The sequence below is a fragment of the Aliiglaciecola sp. genome (genome assembly GCF_039982535.1).
Taxonomy (GTDB): domain Bacteria; phylum Pseudomonadota; class Gammaproteobacteria; order Enterobacterales; family Alteromonadaceae; genus Aliiglaciecola.
This window is the reverse complement of sequence record NZ_JBDWYG010000017.1, coordinates 178,637-196,769: the sequence shown is the minus strand read 5'-3', so window position 1 is coordinate 196,769 and position 18,133 is coordinate 178,637. Positions and strand designations below refer to the sequence as shown.

General features: G+C 40.1%; 16 protein-coding genes and 1 pseudogene. 1 reads left to right on the top strand and 16 read right to left on the bottom strand.

The genetic code is table 11. The annotated features are described in order from the left end of the window. Positions 1-9: 9 nt before the first annotated feature. The 11 genes from ABJV04_RS03780 to ABJV04_RS03730 form a co-directional block, all read right to left on the bottom strand. Complete coding sequence (locus ABJV04_RS03780) at positions 10-1,359, bottom strand: tetratricopeptide repeat protein (RefSeq protein ID WP_348489970.1); 1,350 nt, start codon at positions 1,357-1,359, stop codon at positions 10-12. Then, positions 1,356-2,009: a hypothetical protein gene (locus tag ABJV04_RS03775; RefSeq protein WP_348489969.1), complete on the bottom strand. Its 654-nt coding sequence runs from the start codon at positions 2,007-2,009 to the stop codon at positions 1,356-1,358. Before ABJV04_RS03775 ends, ABJV04_RS03780 begins: the two co-directional genes overlap by 4 nt. A gap of 1 nt (position 2,010) precedes the next feature. Next, positions 2,011-2,415, bottom strand: coding sequence for a biopolymer transporter ExbD (locus ABJV04_RS03770; RefSeq protein ID WP_348489968.1), 405 nt, complete (start codon positions 2,413-2,415; stop codon positions 2,011-2,013). Next, a complete protein-coding gene (locus ABJV04_RS03765) occupies positions 2,405-2,794 on the bottom strand; it encodes a MotA/TolQ/ExbB proton channel family protein (RefSeq protein WP_348489967.1) in 390 nt (129 codons plus the stop codon). The genes ABJV04_RS03770 and ABJV04_RS03765 overlap by 11 nt, the downstream gene beginning before the upstream one ends. A gap of 19 nt (positions 2,795-2,813) precedes the next feature. After that, a complete protein-coding gene (locus ABJV04_RS03760; RefSeq protein ID WP_348489966.1) occupies positions 2,814-4,151 on the bottom strand; it encodes a MotA/TolQ/ExbB proton channel family protein in 1,338 nt (445 codons plus the stop codon). Beyond that, positions 4,141-4,893 (bottom strand): DUF3450 family protein, encoded by a 753-nt coding sequence (locus tag ABJV04_RS03755; RefSeq protein WP_348489965.1) that lies wholly within the window; start codon positions 4,891-4,893, stop codon positions 4,141-4,143. Before ABJV04_RS03755 ends, ABJV04_RS03760 begins: the two co-directional genes overlap by 11 nt. Positions 4,894-4,985: 92 nt before the next feature. Further along, positions 4,986-5,414 (bottom strand): transcriptional repressor, encoded by a 429-nt coding sequence (locus ABJV04_RS03750; RefSeq protein ID WP_348489964.1) that lies wholly within the window; start codon positions 5,412-5,414, stop codon positions 4,986-4,988. 85 nt (positions 5,415-5,499) lie between these two features. Then, positions 5,500-7,887 (bottom strand): TonB-dependent hemoglobin/transferrin/lactoferrin family receptor, encoded by a 2,388-nt coding sequence (locus ABJV04_RS03745; protein WP_348489963.1) that lies wholly within the window; start codon positions 7,885-7,887, stop codon positions 5,500-5,502. Between the two features lie 146 nt (positions 7,888-8,033). Further along, positions 8,034-9,374 carry a DUF2271 domain-containing protein gene (locus ABJV04_RS03740; protein WP_348489962.1) on the bottom strand — a complete coding sequence of 447 codons (1,341 nt, stop codon included), beginning with the start codon at positions 9,372-9,374 and terminating at the stop codon, positions 8,034-8,036. Positions 9,375-9,492: 118 nt separating this feature from the next. Then, positions 9,493-10,434 (bottom strand): hypothetical protein, encoded by a 942-nt coding sequence (locus tag ABJV04_RS03735; protein WP_348489961.1) that lies wholly within the window; start codon positions 10,432-10,434, stop codon positions 9,493-9,495. Between the two features lie 35 nt (positions 10,435-10,469). Continuing rightward, positions 10,470-11,261, bottom strand: coding sequence for a DUF4198 domain-containing protein (locus ABJV04_RS03730; RefSeq protein WP_348489960.1), 792 nt, complete (start codon positions 11,259-11,261; stop codon positions 10,470-10,472). Between the two features lie 136 nt (positions 11,262-11,397). Between ABJV04_RS03730 and ABJV04_RS03725 the strand changes: the two are divergent. After that, positions 11,398-12,035 (top strand): annotated as a pseudogene (locus ABJV04_RS03725) (ferredoxin--NADP reductase); the annotation flags it as partial. 38 nt (positions 12,036-12,073) lie between these two features. Here ABJV04_RS03725 and ABJV04_RS03720 read toward each other — a convergent pair. From ABJV04_RS03720 to ABJV04_RS03700, 5 genes are all read right to left on the bottom strand, one after another. Next, on the bottom strand, positions 12,074-13,450 hold the full coding sequence (locus ABJV04_RS03720) for a class II fumarate hydratase (RefSeq protein ID WP_348489959.1): 1,377 nt from the start codon (positions 13,448-13,450) through the stop codon (positions 12,074-12,076). Positions 13,451-13,463: 13 nt separating this feature from the next. Continuing rightward, positions 13,464-13,805 (bottom strand): hypothetical protein, encoded by a 342-nt coding sequence (locus ABJV04_RS03715; protein WP_348489958.1) that lies wholly within the window; start codon positions 13,803-13,805, stop codon positions 13,464-13,466. A gap of 716 nt (positions 13,806-14,521) precedes the next feature. Then, positions 14,522-15,088: an ankyrin repeat domain-containing protein gene (locus ABJV04_RS03710; protein WP_348489957.1), complete on the bottom strand. Its 567-nt coding sequence runs from the start codon at positions 15,086-15,088 to the stop codon at positions 14,522-14,524. Between the two features lie 67 nt (positions 15,089-15,155). Further along, positions 15,156-16,745 (bottom strand): catalase, encoded by a 1,590-nt coding sequence (locus ABJV04_RS03705; RefSeq protein ID WP_348489956.1) that lies wholly within the window; start codon positions 16,743-16,745, stop codon positions 15,156-15,158. 112 nt (positions 16,746-16,857) lie between these two features. Next, the gene (locus tag ABJV04_RS03700; RefSeq protein ID WP_348489955.1) at positions 16,858-18,120 is read right to left on the bottom strand and encodes an alanine racemase; all 1,263 of its coding nucleotides are present in this window, start codon (positions 18,118-18,120) and stop codon (positions 16,858-16,860) included. Positions 18,121-18,133 lie beyond the last annotated feature (13 nt).

Below are 18,133 nucleotides of genomic sequence, written 5' to 3'. Positions count from 1 at the left end.
AGATATATATCAGATATTATTTTGACTATTGACCAAATTGGTTAATATTCGAATATTTTTGAGCAAATCGTGACGATGGGGGTATTCAGAATGAGTGCGTTGCAACATGGCTAAAGCAGCGCCATAGTCCTGTTGGTCAATATATAATTGAGCTCTACCTAATTTAGCAGGGAGTGCCACAGCGTCTAGGGTTTCCGCTCGTTGATAATAGAGATCAGCCTCAGCAAAAAATGCACTATTTGTCTTTAATTTTGCTAACGCCAAAAGCGCATCACCATTTCCAGGATCGGATTTGATCCCTTTTATCCATAGCCGTTCGGCTAACGGTAGATTTTGATTTTTCTGTGCGACCAGCCCTTGATAGTAAAATAATCGACTGCGTTTAGAATTTGCTGGTTCAGTGACAAGTTCGGATACACCTTGCAGTAACTCATTGAGATAAACCCACTCTCGTTGAGAGGCTAACCAATGTAGAAGTTTGTCCGTTTCAACAAAACTTAGCTGCTGATCTTGCAACATCATTAGGCTCAAAGCCAATGCTCGTTTATAGTTTTTCGACTGAATATTTAATTGCATCCCCATTTGCCGAGCTTGCTTGCTGTTATCACCCAACCTTAAGGCTACCTCTATACTGCTTAGCGCTGTGTTTTTATCACCAGAATGCATGGCTAAATTGGCTCTTTGTAGCCAAAACTGACGGTTTTCAGGGTGCTTGTCTAGCATACCAGAGAGGAGATTACGTGCAGCGGCATGTTGATCACTTTGTACAAAAGCAAATAACAATCCTTGACGGATATCATCATTTTCAGGCGCTAGCATAAGCGCTTGTTGATAGGCCGCGATAGCGCTTTGAGGATCATTGTTTTGCATATTTAAATAACCCAACTGAGCAAAGTGGGTTGCCCCCGAAGCCCCTAAACTCATCGCTTGACTGAGGGATTTTTGCGCTTCTTGCGTTTTATCTAATGATTGATTGACGGTGGCTAAAGCAAGATGCCCTCGAATTAACTCTGGCATTTCTTGCAATACCGTTTTTAATATTGCTTCAGCCTCGCGCCATTGATTTTGTTGCATCCATAACTGCGCTTCTAACAATAACAAAGCTGGACTTTTCGCCTCTTGATATTGTTCTAATATCGTGAGCGCAGCTGCATAATCATTATTTAGCAGCAAAGGTTTAAGACTTTGTGCTATCGGGTACTCCTGGGCAGTAATTTTTGTTTCACGTTGTAAAAAAGGGGTATTGATTGAAGGCAATACAACAGGAACTTTGCTTAAGTCAATTGGTTGGGCATTCAGATTACTTTGAAAGCTTGCCCAACACGTCATCAAGACTAAATAGCGTTGAAGTGATTTCATGAGTCCGCAAACTCCAAAGGCCAATTGAAACTCGCTCGTACCGCAATTCCGTCCTTTCTTGGAATACTAAAGCGTGCTTGTTTAACCAGTTTTTTGATTGCAACATTAAGTTCAGGGTATTTATTTTGCTTAATATTTTTCAACAATACGCTTCCTTGCTCATCAATAAGAACGGCTAACTCAACTGCAGCATTAGTCACACCTTGCCGCTTCAAACTATCCGGAAATTTAATTTTTAGCTCAGTTAATAGTTTCGGCATTTCGTCTAAATCAGACAAACCAAAGGCTTGCCAATCAAAACTCAGCATGTCCAAAAGGTTATTTTGACTATTATGAATCTTGACCTCAGGTAACTCAGAAATTTGTATATCTTGCAACGTGTCCGTATATTGAATTTCCATATTCGCTCCTTCTCCATCCACCGATAATTGAATGTTGGGTGCACTATTTATTTGAGATTTTAGTTGCTGACGCTTTGGTGTTGGAGGCGGAGGTAAAACTGCTAAATTTACCTTTCTAATGGTTAATCCAGTTTGCAAACCTGGATTTTGAATCAGCACATTTAATACAACACTAACTAAACTTGCGATTAACAAAGAGGCCAATAGTGGCGCTATTAAAAAGCGTTTAAACAAACTTTTCATAATCATTTCAATTTCCCTGAGTAGCTATATTTACCTGTGTAGCACCCGCTAATTTAGCCTGATCGATAACCTTTACTAACTGCTCAGTCATCACCCTTTTGTCTGCTTGAATCACTACAGCCATTTGCTTTTGTTTAAGCAGTTGAACAACCGTAGCTCTAACCCCAGACACACCAATATTAGTGTTGTCATACATCACTTCACCTTCTGCGGTAATTGCAATTAGGATCACATTTTGTTTTAACTGTTGGCTGGAAACGGCTTGAGGTTTATCAACTTCCACTCCTGTTTCTCTAACAAACACCGTTGTAACAATAAAAAAAATCAACAAAATAAACACCACATCTAAAAGTGGCGACAAATCAATATTTTGCGGTGGTTGCGTTAATTGTTGCTCCAACTTACTGCGCATTTCTCATTTCCAATCGCTGTTGCTTACGTTGTAAAGCAGATAGCATCACCCACCCTGGAATGACCATTAATAGACCCACTTGCGTTGTCAACATGGCATCGGCGATTGAGCGACTAAGCAACTCTTGAATATCCATGCCACCTCTGGCCATTTGGGAAAATGTTTGTAGCAAACCAATAATAGTTCCAAGTAAACCAAGTAGTGGCAAGGCGCTTAACATTGCTGGCAAGGTGTGCAACCAACTCGATGTTTTAGATAATCCCGCGGGTGTGGATTCACGGACAATAATCAAACCTAACAAAATGCTATAACACAGCAGTGCTAAGCCTAAAATTAGCCAGATTATTGGATTACTTAACGCCTGTTGTATGGGATTCATATACAGTTCCTATTCTTATTTAAGCTGCTTGTGTTTGAAATTCAGCTTGCTCACGTTCATTCACTGATAATTTGCCCAGTCGTATCGCTGTCGTATCCAACTGAGTATTATGATTACGAATAAAGCGACTAAGCAACGCATGAATAACCAGCGCGGGTATTGCAACGACTAAACCTAATTCAGTTGTAATCAATGCTTTGGAAATGCCACCGGAAACAATAGCCGGATCGCCGGTACCAAATAAACTCATCATTTTAAAGGTTTCAATCATTCCAGAAACCGTCCCAAGCAAACCGATCAAGGGAGCAACAGCTGCGGTGATTGCTACCGCCCCCAAATTCGATTGTAGTTTTTGTCGATACTCCAATAAAAATGCCAATAGTTTATTATCTCGCTCTTCGCCGCTGGCACTAGAAAGCGCGATATAGACCAATTCCTTTTGAGCCCCTTTTAATTTAGCTAATAGCGCTGTCAATTGCGCCAATACCTTAGGTGATGTTTGCAGTAGCTCTATCCGTTCTGCCAACATGGGTTGTAGCTTTGGTAAACGATATAGCTGAACACTTTTATAGATTCCAATTATCAGCGCAAATAAACCGAAGCCAACAATTGGTATAACCCAAATCCCCCCGCGTATTAGGTGCTGGCTTGGGGTTTCCTGTTGCTGTTGTTGTTTCACAACGGAGCCGAGAGTAGGGTCAAAAGTAATAACACCGCTTTGCGACTCGTACAGTGTCATTATCTGTGCTGCATCATCTGTTTCAAAAAACAACTGCACTTGATTTTCTTTATCTAGTAGACCTGTTTGATGAGTGTCTTTGATTAAAAACCATTTCACCGGACCGGCTTGCAATACATTGGCATTAACATATTGCCCACTGGGTAATATGATTTGCTGTTCTAACCATTGCAACTTGAGTGAGTCTGCTTGTTGTTGGGCAACTGTCTGTAAATATTGTTGAGAATTGGCTAGACCTAAGCTCATCGAAGTCAATCGTTCCAGAGAGACGCCGTACCTTTGCGCAACATCCATTAACATATTATGTTGGTAATTTTCTTGTCGTTGCCATTCATCCACACGCGAAGTGATTTTCGACATTGCTAAAGTCTGATCGTCTAGTACTCTGCGTTTTGCCGCAGCTTGTTGCCTAAGGGCCAACACCTGCTTTTGTTGTTTTTGAATTTCTGCCGCCAAAGCATGTGATTCCTTTGCAATACTCGACTCTAAAAGCGTCAGTCTATGCTGCGCGTCTCGTATGTCTTGCATTAAACTTTTGGCAACCGCCTCTTGTGCAACTGCGGCGTGCTCCGCAAAAGCTAAAAACAACAACAAACCTATCCAAAATCTACTTTTCATTTTGTTCAGTACCTATTGTGAGTGGCAATCGAATAAGTTGTGCTTGGTTAACATTTTCAATTGCTTTCACAAAATCGAGCAAAATAGAGGGAGACAAATCTGTTCCTTGATGTTGCCATTGCCAGCCTCGAGGGCTGCTGTAGCCACTCCCCCAAAACTGCCCATCCTGACTCACATACCACCCTTTTGATGTGCCTAAATATACCTGCTCTACTTGTACTTCAACTTGATTGTCAAACGTCATACTAGTTTGATAAGTGACAATTCGATTGTTGTACTTCTGCATGCTATCTAGCAGAAAAAGCTGTTTTTCAAGACGTTCGTTGTTATCCGTCAAGGACGTGAGCAACACCAGCTCAGTTTCCCATTGTTGCTTGAGTGGAGGTGGGAGTTGTGGATAGATGCGTAAAAGGTGTTGTTTCACGTTTGCCAGTTGTATAGAAACGCCAGCTTGAGTTTGCTCCAGTTCAGTCTGTTGCTTAAGCAATGCTAAACGTTGCTTATCTATTTCATCAGTATCTTCTAAATCTTCTGCCAATAAGGTGTTAAGGGTGTGGCTCTGAGCCTTTAATAATTGTAACTGTTGTTTTAACAAAGGCTTACGTTCTTGCCAATTGGCCTTAATAGTAGATATCTGCTGTTCTAACTGAACCCATTGTTGGGTCAGTTTATCTAGATCAGACGGGCTTGCGGACGCAGTGCAACAAAATAACCAACACGTATTAAATACTAAGACTCGCATATTGACCTATTTGAGATAGTTGAAATAAGAGAATGATAAAACAACATGATACATGCAAATGATAACGATTACCATTTAGATTTAAGGGTGTTTTATTTATTTTTACGGACATACAAAACTAAAGCATCCTGCACAATATGGCAGTCATAATCTCGTTCAATTTCAAGCTTTAGGTGTTTCCAATGTGGATGATTAAATTCGGTGATATCGCCAGTTTCAGAATCGATAATATGGCCATGAGTCCCCTGATCCGTAAGTTCATAAATTAATGAACTTTCATCAAAGTGATGTTTAATTGTTATGCCGGAATCAAAAAACTGTCCTAGAATTCGATGCACTGAGGCCAAACTGACAGAACTATCATGTTTAAGTAAATAGCGATATATTTGGTCAGCAGACAAATGTGAATCTTGATGTTTTTGAAACACTTCTAGCATCACGAGACGCTGGCTAGTGACCTTTAACCCTGCTTTTTTTAACAATAACTGATTAGATTGATTGGTTTCTATTTTTGTCTGCATTTTTATAGCACTCCAATGTTCAGTTTAGGCTTCCTTGCCCATGAACTATCCTTTTTTCTGCCGTTATAGACTGTCAAATCTGTACTTAGAATGCATAACTTAAGTTTACAGCAAATTCCCTACCCGGTTCGTTGAAGCGTTGAATCCCATTTTCCGACACTCCGCCAAAGAAGCCTCCTGTGCCCTCTCGGACCAATCTAACCCGTTGCCAGGTTGTATATTCTTCATTAAATAAATTGGTAATGTTGGCACGTAGCACAAGGTTATTGGTTATTTCGTAAAAGGCACTCAAATCTAAGACAATGGCACTTTCACTATAAAAAGTAGCGGAAAAATACTCTTGTTCATCTTTGCCATCGATAAACCTAGCAAATACTGAGCCTCCCCATTGTTGTGAAGGTACACGATAATTAAGCCCCAATACCGTTGTATCCGGAGCAATACTCTCTAATTCATCGCCCTCCGAGTAAGTTGCGTCTACATTGCTTTCAATAGAACCTTCTACAGAATTTCTATATTCGCCACTTGTGTGAGAATGAGATAACGTCACTAACAAACCTTGGGAAAGTTGATAGCCCGCATCAAGTTCATAACCTGTCACTTTTACTTTACCTACATTGGTTGGTACTCCCCAAGTGTCTTCTGAAATCTGAGAAACCGTCCAACATGAGTCGTCTACTACCGCCTCTGCACATTGCGGCAGCCACCAATTGGAACTCGCTTGCGTGATAGGTTCATCGAAACTACGTGATTGATTTAAATTAATAATAAAATCATCATAATCAGCACGGAATACTGAAAGGTTAACGTAGCCATTATCTCCTTGCCATTGATAAGCTAATTCATAGTTAGTGGCAGTTTCTGCATCAAGGTTAGGGTTAGTAACCGTATCCAGATCTGTCTCAGTGCGGCCATTAGCAACATAACTCACACTGCCGTTTTCATCCACTACACGAACGCTGTCTTCTAATACACTAGTAGCATTGGTATTCAAGTATAACTGCTGAGTAGTGGGTGCTTTAAATCCCGTGCCTATACTGGCAGTTAAACTGTGATTTGGAATAAACTCGTACCTTAAATTCGCAGCCCATGTGAGAGCGCTAAATTCTAAGTCGTTAACACTATTACCAGTTTGATCGATAAAATCATCAGACGTTTTAGGGGAATAACTGACGTTGTCGTAGCGAATACCACCTTGAAAGGTGAATTGCTCATTAAGCTCTATTTTATCCGTAATATAGAGTGACCAAATATCACTTTCTGTATTAGGAACCCATGCAGGATCGATAATAGGGTAGCCTGCACGAAATCCGCTATCCTCGGTTTCCCCTAAATAACGTTTATCGTATAGTTGGTTATCTACTTCCTTAGCTTCTATTGCGATACCATAGGCAACAAAATGGTTTGTCTTAGATACAAATATATCCTTAGAGAAGTCGAGATTAACGCTATCCATTTCCTGCTCGTAATAACGATCTTCATCTCTTAAATAATCACTATATAAAAACTTAGTTGAACCGTGGGTGTCGACTTTTTGATGATTTATTTTCAGTGCAGCTGTATCAAATAAGAAATTGTTACCTTGATAGTCATAGAACATGCCTAATCTCGTCCGATTAGATTCATCGAACGTAGAAAAATTGTAGTAGCTGGTAGACTCACGAGATAGCGGTGTGCCCACGTTTTCACTTTCGAACTTTTCAAATACCAAACCAATCTGATGATTTTCATCGATTTGAAAGCCAAGCTTTGCTAACACATTCAATTTATCAGAATCGAAGGGATCCGCTTGCCCTCTAGATGATCCTTCCACATCTTCGCCATTTTCGTGGGTTTTGGTTTCGCTGCCGTTTCGCTTTGTAACAACTAATAGGCCTTCTAAATCACCTATGCGTTTGGCTAATGTTAAGCTAGCTAAGGTTTCATTGTTCCGACCATCAAAACCTAATTTGATATTGCCCGCGAAATCATCGCCACTTGCTGATAGGAAGTCGTCGGCATCTTTAGTGGTATACATTACTGCACCACCTAAGGCACCGCTTCCGGCCATCACTGAGCTAGCACCCTTTATGACTTCTATACTTTTAACACTTTCAGGTTCTATAGCATTGCGCGTAGAGCTAAACATACCATAGCGGCTATACGTTGTAGGATTGAGACTCTCCCCTTGAGACAACCCATCGATAGTAATAGCCACTGCATCGCCTTCCATGCCGCGAATATTAAAACCATTATCACCAAAACGGTTTCCTGTGTTGTTCACGTTAACACCGGGAATATATCTCACAGTGTCATACACATCTTGAATCATTTCAGCATCGATTTGCTGAGCATCAATCACTTTTAAGGACGCTTCATGTTGGACTTCTGATTCACTTGCAACCTTAGTAACCGACAAGGTTTCTTGAGCTAATAAGGATGGTGACAAGGCCAAAGTAACAGCAGCTGTCACTATATTAAGTTTAATTTTCATTTTCTCTCCATGCGTTAATACTAATGCAAATGATTTTTATTCACCAAGTTAGGTGTTATTTCAGTAAGCATTAAGTTTTTCTTATAATTGAGCCGTACTAAGTAAATTAAATTTGAGGTTTTAGTGTTTCTACAAGTTCACGGATTCTAGGTTCCAATGGACTGGCTTATATTTATCTGACCTAATTCACCTTTTGCTGGTAATTGAATAGGTTTCTGCATGTCACGGGTATCGAAATGTATTTTTTGATAGTCATGCCCGCCTCCCTCTCGAGCAGCTTCAACATGCAATATAAATTCACCTGGTTTTACGGATTCTCCTTGGTTATTTAAACCATCCCAACTTAAGTGGTACTTTCCTGGTAATCGAGTAGGCCTAGCTACGGCATCGAGTAAGCCAGGAAGCTTGCGGCCAACCCGTCTCCACCAACGATTGTTTTCTTTCGCCCAGCGTTCACTTTCCCCCAATAACAATAGCTGACGGAGCGTGTTGTTATTAGAGTCCGAAATCCACAGAGCTAAGTAAGGTCGGTGATATTTAGCGGTATCAAAACTAGGGATCTGATATTCGATATTTAGGCTTTCCTTAGCCTGATTGTCTTCCTGCCAAGGTGTTGGTACAAATTGATGCCATCCACCTGAAGTCACGACTATGCCTTCACTTCGCACTAACGCTTCTACCCCCTGCAACTTGTTCACCCATTCGATACCTTTACTAGCGGATTGCGTACTTAGCGCCGTGGCAACAGCATCTGCGGTTGTGGCATTCTTTGCTATAACGATCGCGCTGGGTGCACTATCCATCGGCCACCCCTGATCGGGGTCGAGGATATGGCTAAATTTTCTACGCTCTATTTCATAAAAACGACTCTGATGGCCACTGGATGCAACTGCGTGATGCGAAATTTCAATATAACGATTAACAAGGTTATCTGCATAGTTCCCCAGGCCAACTTTCCAATGATGTTGCTTATCAGGCACTCCATAGAATGAAATATCTCCACCGATATCGAGTTTGATGCCTGTGGCAGAAGGTAATAACTTACGCAAAATACCCATGCCAGTATCGATAATATATCCCTTAGCCAACCCTGCTGGATCCAGTTGTATATCGCTGGCTAAATGCACTTTATCCATGTGAAATGAAATCGGATTTTCACGCTTTTGAATTGCTCTCGCGAGATAACGCATTTCTACTCTATCGAGCAGTTTTTGAGTATTCTCAGCTTCAACCCAACGCTGTCGAATGCCCCCCATTCGACAACTAAACTTACCTTCAGACTGGTTATGCCATTGCTCACACAATTGCAAAACGTCGGTGAGTTCATTTGAGCGTTGCGAAATAACTAACGTTTGATTTAATTGATTGATTTCACTGTCTTCTAACCAAGTAGACAACTTTCCCTCTAAAGCCTGAATGTTATTCACCAACTCATCTAAGGCTCGATTAACCTGCGTTCTGTCGGCACCATAAATGGTGATATCCATTGATGTGCCCAAAACATTGTCGAAGTGAAATTGGTGACTTGCCAAACTTGTAAAACTGTAAAGTCCTACGCACAAAACCACGGGTTTTATAACACCGCGTAAAGCTATTTTAAGGCGACTAATCACGAGTTGTAGCAACTGTTAAGTTATTTTTATTTGTTTTAACTTTCCGCTTCCGCGGCTCTGGCATCGCTTCTTCCAGGCTGACTATGTCATCTTGATTGGTATCCCATCGGGCAAAGATGCGATGGCCGGATGTTTGATATTCGGCAATCGTCATTTTGCCATCTTCGTTTTTATCTAGTACCTTGAAACGCACATGGGTCTGTTTAATGGCCGCCGTTCGCGTTTTAGCAATTTGCGTATCCAAGCGATTTTGATATTCAAAAAGATATTCGGCTGCGCTAACCCAGCCATCTCCATTTTCGTCAGTGAGATTGAAGGTCGCTTGGCGCTGTTGATTGTGCTCCTGTTGGGTAACGACTTCGTCTTGGTTGAGGTCGTACTTAACCAACATACCTTCTTGATTGTGAGTGGTAGGCATTTTTAAAATTCGTTGAGCAAAGCGCAGTTGGCTTTCTCTTTTTTGCTCTTTTTCCTCTTGGGTTAAGGTACCTTCCTGTTTGCTTTTCCTGCTTTTTTTAGTGTCAGGATCGTGTTGATCTATACGATTATCTTTATTGGTATCGTAATGACTAAAATTGCGTTCCCCAGATGCTTTATATTCAGCCCATTCCAAACGGTCGTTTTGGTTTTTATCTAACGCTTTAAAGCGTACCTTTGTTTGACGAATTTGGGATTTTCTATCTTCTTTTAGCTGCGCATCCAGTTTATTTTGATATTCAAATACATATTCATCTTCACTAACCGTCGCATCTTTATTCTCATCGGTTTTTTCAAATCGCAGCTGTCTTGTTTTGTCAAATTCATCTTTAAACAGTTTCCAGTTTCCGTCTAAATCATACTGATTAACAAACACAATTTTTTGATGGGATGCCGCAATACTAACGGCTTGAAAAAGCGTAAGAGAAAGTACTAATGGTATTATTATTTTGTTCACGAATTTATTTCCTTAAAATTAGAGAATAACGAGGTTTATTCAAACGCTTCTACAACTAGTGTATAGGTGTTACTGATTTGATTAGCTTGGGATGAAGTCGGAGCTTCACTGCGATGTCGAGCTAATAGAAGATATGTACCAGCAGTCTCTGGGGTGAATATAAACTTTCCGTTTGCATCTGAATGTAGTTCAACGTTGGCCTTATCTTGGGTAAATTGATCTTTGGCTAGAAAGACATCAACTTTTAAATCAGCTAAGGGTTGACCATTAAATAGGCTTAACAAAGCCAGTGGTTCACCAACAAACAACTCATTAGGATGTGTTGTAGCTACAAATTCCAAGCCTTCGCCATGAGGTTGAAGGGCGGTATCGTTAGGTCCACCTTTACTCACATAGGTTTCAGCTAACGTTAGAGATTGGAAAAATGAAAGTAACTTTGCCCCCTCAGGAATTTCTTGAGTAGGGTCTTTCATTGCCTTGCGCTTGCCGTCAAGTTCATAAAATTTAAATAGTCGTCCTAATCGACGGCCGGTACTAAAGCGGTAAGTCCCGTCTTTTTCTAGTCCATGCTCTACTACCACTCTTGATTTGAATTGAGCTAACGAGTCTGGGGTCGAAGTTTTGCCATCTGGCGCTGTAACTAGATAAATACTGTTGGCAAATGCAACTTCAGGCACAAAAAACTTTTCAGCAAAAGCAGCATCTAGGGTGATTATGTCGCCTCTCACAGGCTCGAAAGAATGGGGTTTAAAATATGGGGTATGCCCTGCAGCCTGCATACTAAATAAGTAAAAGTGTAAAAGCGCGATACATATTATGTATTTCATTGGATCTCCAATTTGACAAAGAGGATATTAAAACGAGGAGAGATTATATACGAATGATAATGATTCGCAATAGCGTTTGAATATTTTTGTCAACGATGAAATACTTAAGCAATGTTATGTATTAGATAAATTATTTTTGCGAAACTTGGTTAAAGAACAAGTGACTCACGTTCATCATTGGAATAGCAGTTTATTTACTTTTAAAACAACTCGTCAGAAATCACTTAGCTATGAAAACTGACAACTCATTATGATTGGCCTAGAGATAGATGGTAAACCCCTGATGATGCACTTACATCTAAACTTCAAATGATTCAAACAGGTGACGAACTCGTATTAAGTACTAGACCCACTGGCATAAAGTTAGCTGCATTTATGAGTATCATTCGAGACCCTGATATTTGCGAACAATTTTATAAAGTCATTTTGGTCCACGGTGTGCGCGAAGTTTCCGAGTTGGCCTATCAAAACGAAATTGAATGTGATTTAGCTAACAATCCGTATTTGGGTGATTTAGTTAAACAAAAGTTACTTTATTACCCAACGGATACCCGCGAAAAATACCAATACAACAGTTAAGAAAGCAGGGATGGTCTCAAACCACATGAAGGCAGAATTAAGCATTTATCAGCCACCAATGAACTCAACCAAAACTTAAATATGCCGAACTTCAACCTAGACAAAGATCGATTTATGATCTTTGGTAACGATGCCATGTTGCAGGACTTAATGCAGATGTTTGATCAACATGGTTTTATAAAAGCAACATCCCGCAAGCACGACACAAAGCTTGTTGTGCTGGCAATGTTCTTTTATTCATTTTTGGTCAATTTCACCGGATCAAGTAAATCCGTTAATTCTTCTTTTGAAATATCCGTATTTTCAGCTGCTACATCAATAATAGGACGGTTTTCTTTGTATGCCTTTTTAGCAATTTCCGCGGCTTTGGCGTAGCCGATGATGGGATTTAGCGCAGTGACTAAAATCGGGTTTTTGTGCAGAGGCTTTTCAAGGTTCTGTTGATTCACCTCAAAATCACGAATGGCATTATCTGCCAATGAAATTGCTCCGTTGGATAGCAACTCAATACTCGACAATAAATTTAACGCAATCATGGGTAACATTACGTTTAATTCAAAATTTCCTGATTGGCCACCAATAGTAATAGCAGCATCATTGCCAATAACTTGTGCCGACAACATCGCCACCGCCTCAGGTATCACCGGGTTAACTTTACCCGGCATAATCGATGAGCCTGGTTGTAAAGCAGGTAGCGCAATTTCACCTAGTCCTGCCAGCGGCCCTGAATTCATCCAACGTAGATCGTTAGCGATCTTCATAAAACTCACAGCTGTAGACTTACATAAACCAGATAAACTCACCGCCGTATCTTGTGCCGCGATACCAGCAAAGAAGTTTTCCGCTTTAACAAAAGACAACCCAGTTTCTTTACTTAGAATGTCAGAAAATTGTTCGGCGAATTGAGGGTGGGAATTGATCCCTGTACCCACTGCAGTACCACCTAAAACCAATGATTGAATGGATGGTTGAATACTGTTGAGATGGAGGATTTGTTGTCTTATCTGTGCCGACCAAGCAGACATACTTTGATCCATTCTAATCGGCATAGCATCCATTAAGTGAGTTCGTCCAGTTTTACAATAACCACTCAGGCTTGCTGATTTTTCATCAATGATTTTCCCTAAGTGCGTTAACGCAGGTTTAAGCTCATGATGAATTGCTAAAGAGGCGCTAACATGGATACAGGTTGGGATGACATCATTACTGCTTTGTCCATAATTAACATGGTCATTAGGGTGAATCTGCATATTAGATTGCGCGGACGCTAGGTTAGCAATCACCTCATTAGCATTCATATTGGTGCTGGTACCAGAGCCAGTTTGAAATACATCAACGGGAAAATGCTGCATTAAGTTTTTATCGTCTAATAAGGTGCTACAGGCTTGTTTAATTGCATCGGCGGTAGCCTTATCGATCCCCTCAAGATTAACGTTTACCGTGGCAGCAGCAGACTTTATCTGAATCAGCGCTCGAATAAAGGCCTCGGGCATAGGAGTGTGACTGATTTTGAAGTTATTAATCGCTCTTTGAGTTTGCGCGCCATATAACGCGTTTTTGGGAACCTCAAGTTCGCCCATACTATCTTTTTCGATTCTTACTTCAGTCATGTTTACCCCTTTTCTATAAAAAATACGTTCCTAATAAAGACAATTCATACTTAAAGCGTCGTGTTTCTGCCCTTTGCCCATCGGTACAATCAAACTTCTCCACCTGATTTAGTGGTTTATAAATATTATCCAAACATAAATAACGCCAGTGAAAGCTAATACTAGTATCACAAATGGTATCTAACAAAGTGTTCAATACCCGTTTTAAAATAGCTCTTTTCACTTTATCAGTATTTTCGGCAGCCAAACGCTCTTCGAGCATATCTAAATAATGATAAAGAGTATGAGGGTTATCTGGCTGTAACCCATGCCGTATGGTCAATTCTAGCGTGCCAAATGCCAATTCTTTATTCACAGAAACATCCTAAGATTAGCTGCATTTCTTATAAACCCAAATAGTAATAATTCTCATTATCATCATAGGTAAATAAATTGTCAACCTACACTTTATGTTTATCACAATTATAAACAGTTGTATTTCATAAGGTAACTTATTGAAGAAAAACATAATTTTCAAAATAATAGAAAAAAACAACAAACGCTATTGATAATGATTTTCATTTACACTATTATGGTTCTGCCTGGAATCGTTAAGTTTCACTGGTCCTGGCTTAACGCAACCAACCGGGTAGGCATTTTCTCCAAGGTGCCTACCCACCTCCCTACCCTTTCCGTATCTACAAGATTAAAACCTGTTAGTTCAGATCCTTGCATAAGCTTTAAAAGTCAAAACCTAACTGATTAAGTGTTACCAAAACGTAGTTCATTTTTTATTACGGTTACTTTCGATTATAAAATGAGGGTTATTTATTTAAGTTGTTTTGATGGTTTTACTGAGATTGCTTAACCTCAAAGTACGTAGCCATAGACTTTGAGTGTAATCTAGTTGCTTAGGATAAATAAGTGATCGGGGGTTTAACTCACCAGCGTCTGCGCATTATTTAATTGAAGTGATCAAACACAGTAATAATAATGGCGTTAAACTCAAATTAATTTAACCATGCTAGGCACTATTAATACTAGGTGCTATTAACACTAGACACTATTAATAATCTAGTCTTTTTTTGCTCTTTAAGGTTTAGCTTGCTTGAACTTGTCAGCTAGAGTCTGATTACCTTGGCTTGCGGCAATATCGCTTAAACTGCGACTATGGTTATCTTTTAGGCTAATGTTAGCACCTTGGTCAATAAGCTCTTGGATAATATCTTGTCTGTCAAATAAGGTAGCAAACATCAATGCGGTTTGACCATTTTGATTGCTTTGATCTACTTCGCAGTCTACTCCCATTAGTGATCTAGCTATGCGAAGATTACCTTTGAATATCGCCCCCATTAACGCCGTGTTACCTCTTGCATCCTCTTGGCACGGATTAATATCTTCCAGCCCCAATAAAAAGTTAACGGTTTCAGTTTGGCCATTGTAAGCGGATAAAATTAGTGCAGTATATCCCTTTTCATTTGCAATATTGACTGACAAACCAGCATTGTAAAAGGTCGTTAATAATTCAATATCCCCCGTTCTAGCTGCATCAAAATACAGGGTTTTAAGTTGCTGGCTTTGTTCATTTTCATTGGCATTCGCGGGATGAAAAGCAACGCTCAGAAGTACGATTAAAAATGCTATGAATAGGGTTTTCATTGGTCTTTCCTTATAAACACACTGCCTGCAATTGCAGGCAGTGAAACTTATTTAGTGGATAATCAAATTAGAACAATTTGCTGAGTTTAAGGGCAATCTTCTCGCCTTCGGCTGCCAAAGCTTGTTGCTCTGCCATTAGCGCTTTTGCTCTTGCTTTCACTTTGCTCAAGTTAGTACCTGAACGTTTAGCGATAGCCATACCGTAATCTTTGTCCGCGTTGTACATAAATGCACTAATATTGATTCGAACTAACTCTTTATCAGATGTTGCTAAGGCTCCGCCTAATACTTCAATCAGTCTAGCTTGCTCGTCTTTACTAAATGAGCGGTACAAATCACCTGCTTGTCTAAAGTTCAATTGCTTGTAGAAAGGTATTTGTTGATAGCTTCCTAACAATGGCATAGCTGAATATTTGTATTGTGTATCTTCTGCCAAATCAAGGTACTCACTTGGCTGATAATTCACTTCACGCTGTGTATTAGTTGGACGTAATTTACCGTGTTGCATGTGGTTGTTAATCTCGACATTTTTAGGTGCGTTGATTGGAATACGGTAAGAGTTCACGCCTAAACGGTAACGCTGGGTATCTGCATAGGCAAACACTCGGCCTTGTAACAATCTATCTTCTGATGGCTCTATGCCTGGAATTACATTACTTGGTGCAAATGCAGCTTGTTCAGTTTCTTCAAAAAAATTGTCAGGCACGCGGTTTAATACCATTCTGCCTACTTTGCGAAGAGGTAACTTATCTTCTGGCCATACTTTAGTGGCATCAAGAGGGTTGAAATCAAAGTTATTCACGTCTTTTGGAGACAATACTTGAATGTATAGGTCCCAAGATGCAGTTTCGCCTTTTTCACCGATACGCGTATAAACATCTGTAGTATGAGGTTGCATGTCTTGACCTTGCATAGTCGAAGCTTCTTCATAGGTGAAGTTCTTCACGCCCTGGTTGGTTTTCCAGACAAATTTCACATAGTTCATTTCACCTTTAGCATTAACAAATTTGTAGGCGTGAACGCTAGATCCGTCCATGTTTAAATAACTTTTTGGCGTGCCATAGTCAGAAAACAACATGGTTAGCATTTGTGTTGATTCTGGTACATGAGAAAAGAAATCGAACACTCTTGATGCTTTTTGCACATTGTCATAGGGCGATGGTTTTAAACTGTGAACCATATCTGGAAATTTAATCGCATCACGAATAAAGAAAATTGGGAAGTTGTTACCGACTAAATCCCAGTTGCCTTGTTCGGTATAGAACTTCACTGCGAATCCACGAGGGTCACGCAAAGTCTCTGGAGATTGGTGACCGTGAATTACCGCTGAGAAACGCGTAAATACTTCGGTATTTTTACCCTTTTCTTGGAAAGGGGCAGCCATGGTTATGTCAGATAAATCCGCGTAGTTTTCGTAATATCCGTGGATACCTACACCGCGGGCATGCACCACTCTTTCAGGAACACGCTCTCTATCAAAGGCCGCTAATTTTTCAATTAGATGACTGTCTTGAAGTAGCACACCACCCCAAGGACCAGCAGTTTGAGAGTTTTGGTTATCGCCAATAGGCGCACCATTTTGTCTTGTTATTGTGGTGTTAGCGACTGCACTAAGGGACAACAAAATTAAACTTGATAGGGTTATTAATTTTTTCATTTTCGTTTCACATCCTATTTATCTATAACTTGGGAAGCCCCAATAGAGTGCTAGAATAGAAACTTAGTGAAAGTTAGTACATTTGATAAAAACGAAGTCCATGTACCATTTTTTAGAACCATGCCTGAATAGCATCAATAACATTGTATTGCTTATCAACTATCAGCATTTTTCGCCATTTGTCAAAAGTGGTACAGGGATGTGAGATACCAATAGCTACCATATCGCCAGGTTTTAGTTCATCATCAATAGGCACTTTTAAAAAACAATGTTGATCATTAATTCGAGTAATTCGATAACTATCTTGGTCAATTTTAGTCAAATTCGTAGCCAATCTCGATTTAGTGTACAAAGGTTTGGGCAACCCCTTATCATAGGAAAAATCACGTTTTCCCGCCCCTAAAATTACCACTCCAGCTTCAGGTTTAGACAACACATAACACCACACTTCAATTGCAGCCTCAGAGGCAGGTAAGGTAATTTGTTCATTCGCTAACCTTTCATCAATGGCCAATGATGCTTTGTCGTAAACCCCTGAGTCACTGAATAGATAACAACCACTTCTAAGTACCACTTTAACATCAAAGTTTTGCTGTAAATCTGCTAAAGTTGCAGCGCAGATATCGTAATATTCAGAGCCACCAATGGTTATAACGAATGACTCAGTAGGAAGGATAACTTGTTGCTCAATAAAGACCTTAACGGTCGTTTCTAACAAGTTCAAAAAATCACGAACCCGCTGTTCTTTTTGTTCCGTAGAGCCTTCAAAAACCGCTTCATAGGCACTAAAACCGGCAACCTCCCATTGATTAGCACAAATACTCTCGATTAACTCTTTGGCTTTACTGGGTTCTCGTACTCCACATCGTCCACCTTCTGCGCCTAATTCGATAAGTAATTTAAGCTGCTTATGATGTTGTATATTTGCCGCTTTTAATAATTCAAAAACATCCAATGAATCGATAAAAAGGTAGAGAGTCAAATCAGGGTATTGGCTAAGTAGTTGTTCAACGTCATTGATATTGCCACGGCCCACTAATTGATTAGCAAATATGATGTGACTTGCCCCCATCTCAGCAGCTAAGCGCAAATTAGTCACATTCGCAACAGTTAAGCCCCAAGCGCCATCGGCTAATTGTTGTGAAATTAATTCCGGACTCATAGTTGTTTTAATATGAGGCGCAAGCAGCAGGTTATTGCGTTGCAGCCATTGTTCCATGCGCTTACTATTTTGTTGTAAAGCAGCTTGTTTGATTATGCCGCAGGGCAAAGGCAGGTCTTCTTGCAAGATATTCCAGCCAGCATTAGCGATTTGTTCACGATTAAAATGCTGCGCGTAAAAAGGCAGCCCCTTAAACAACGGTCTAGTTTCCATGTGAGTCCTTTTG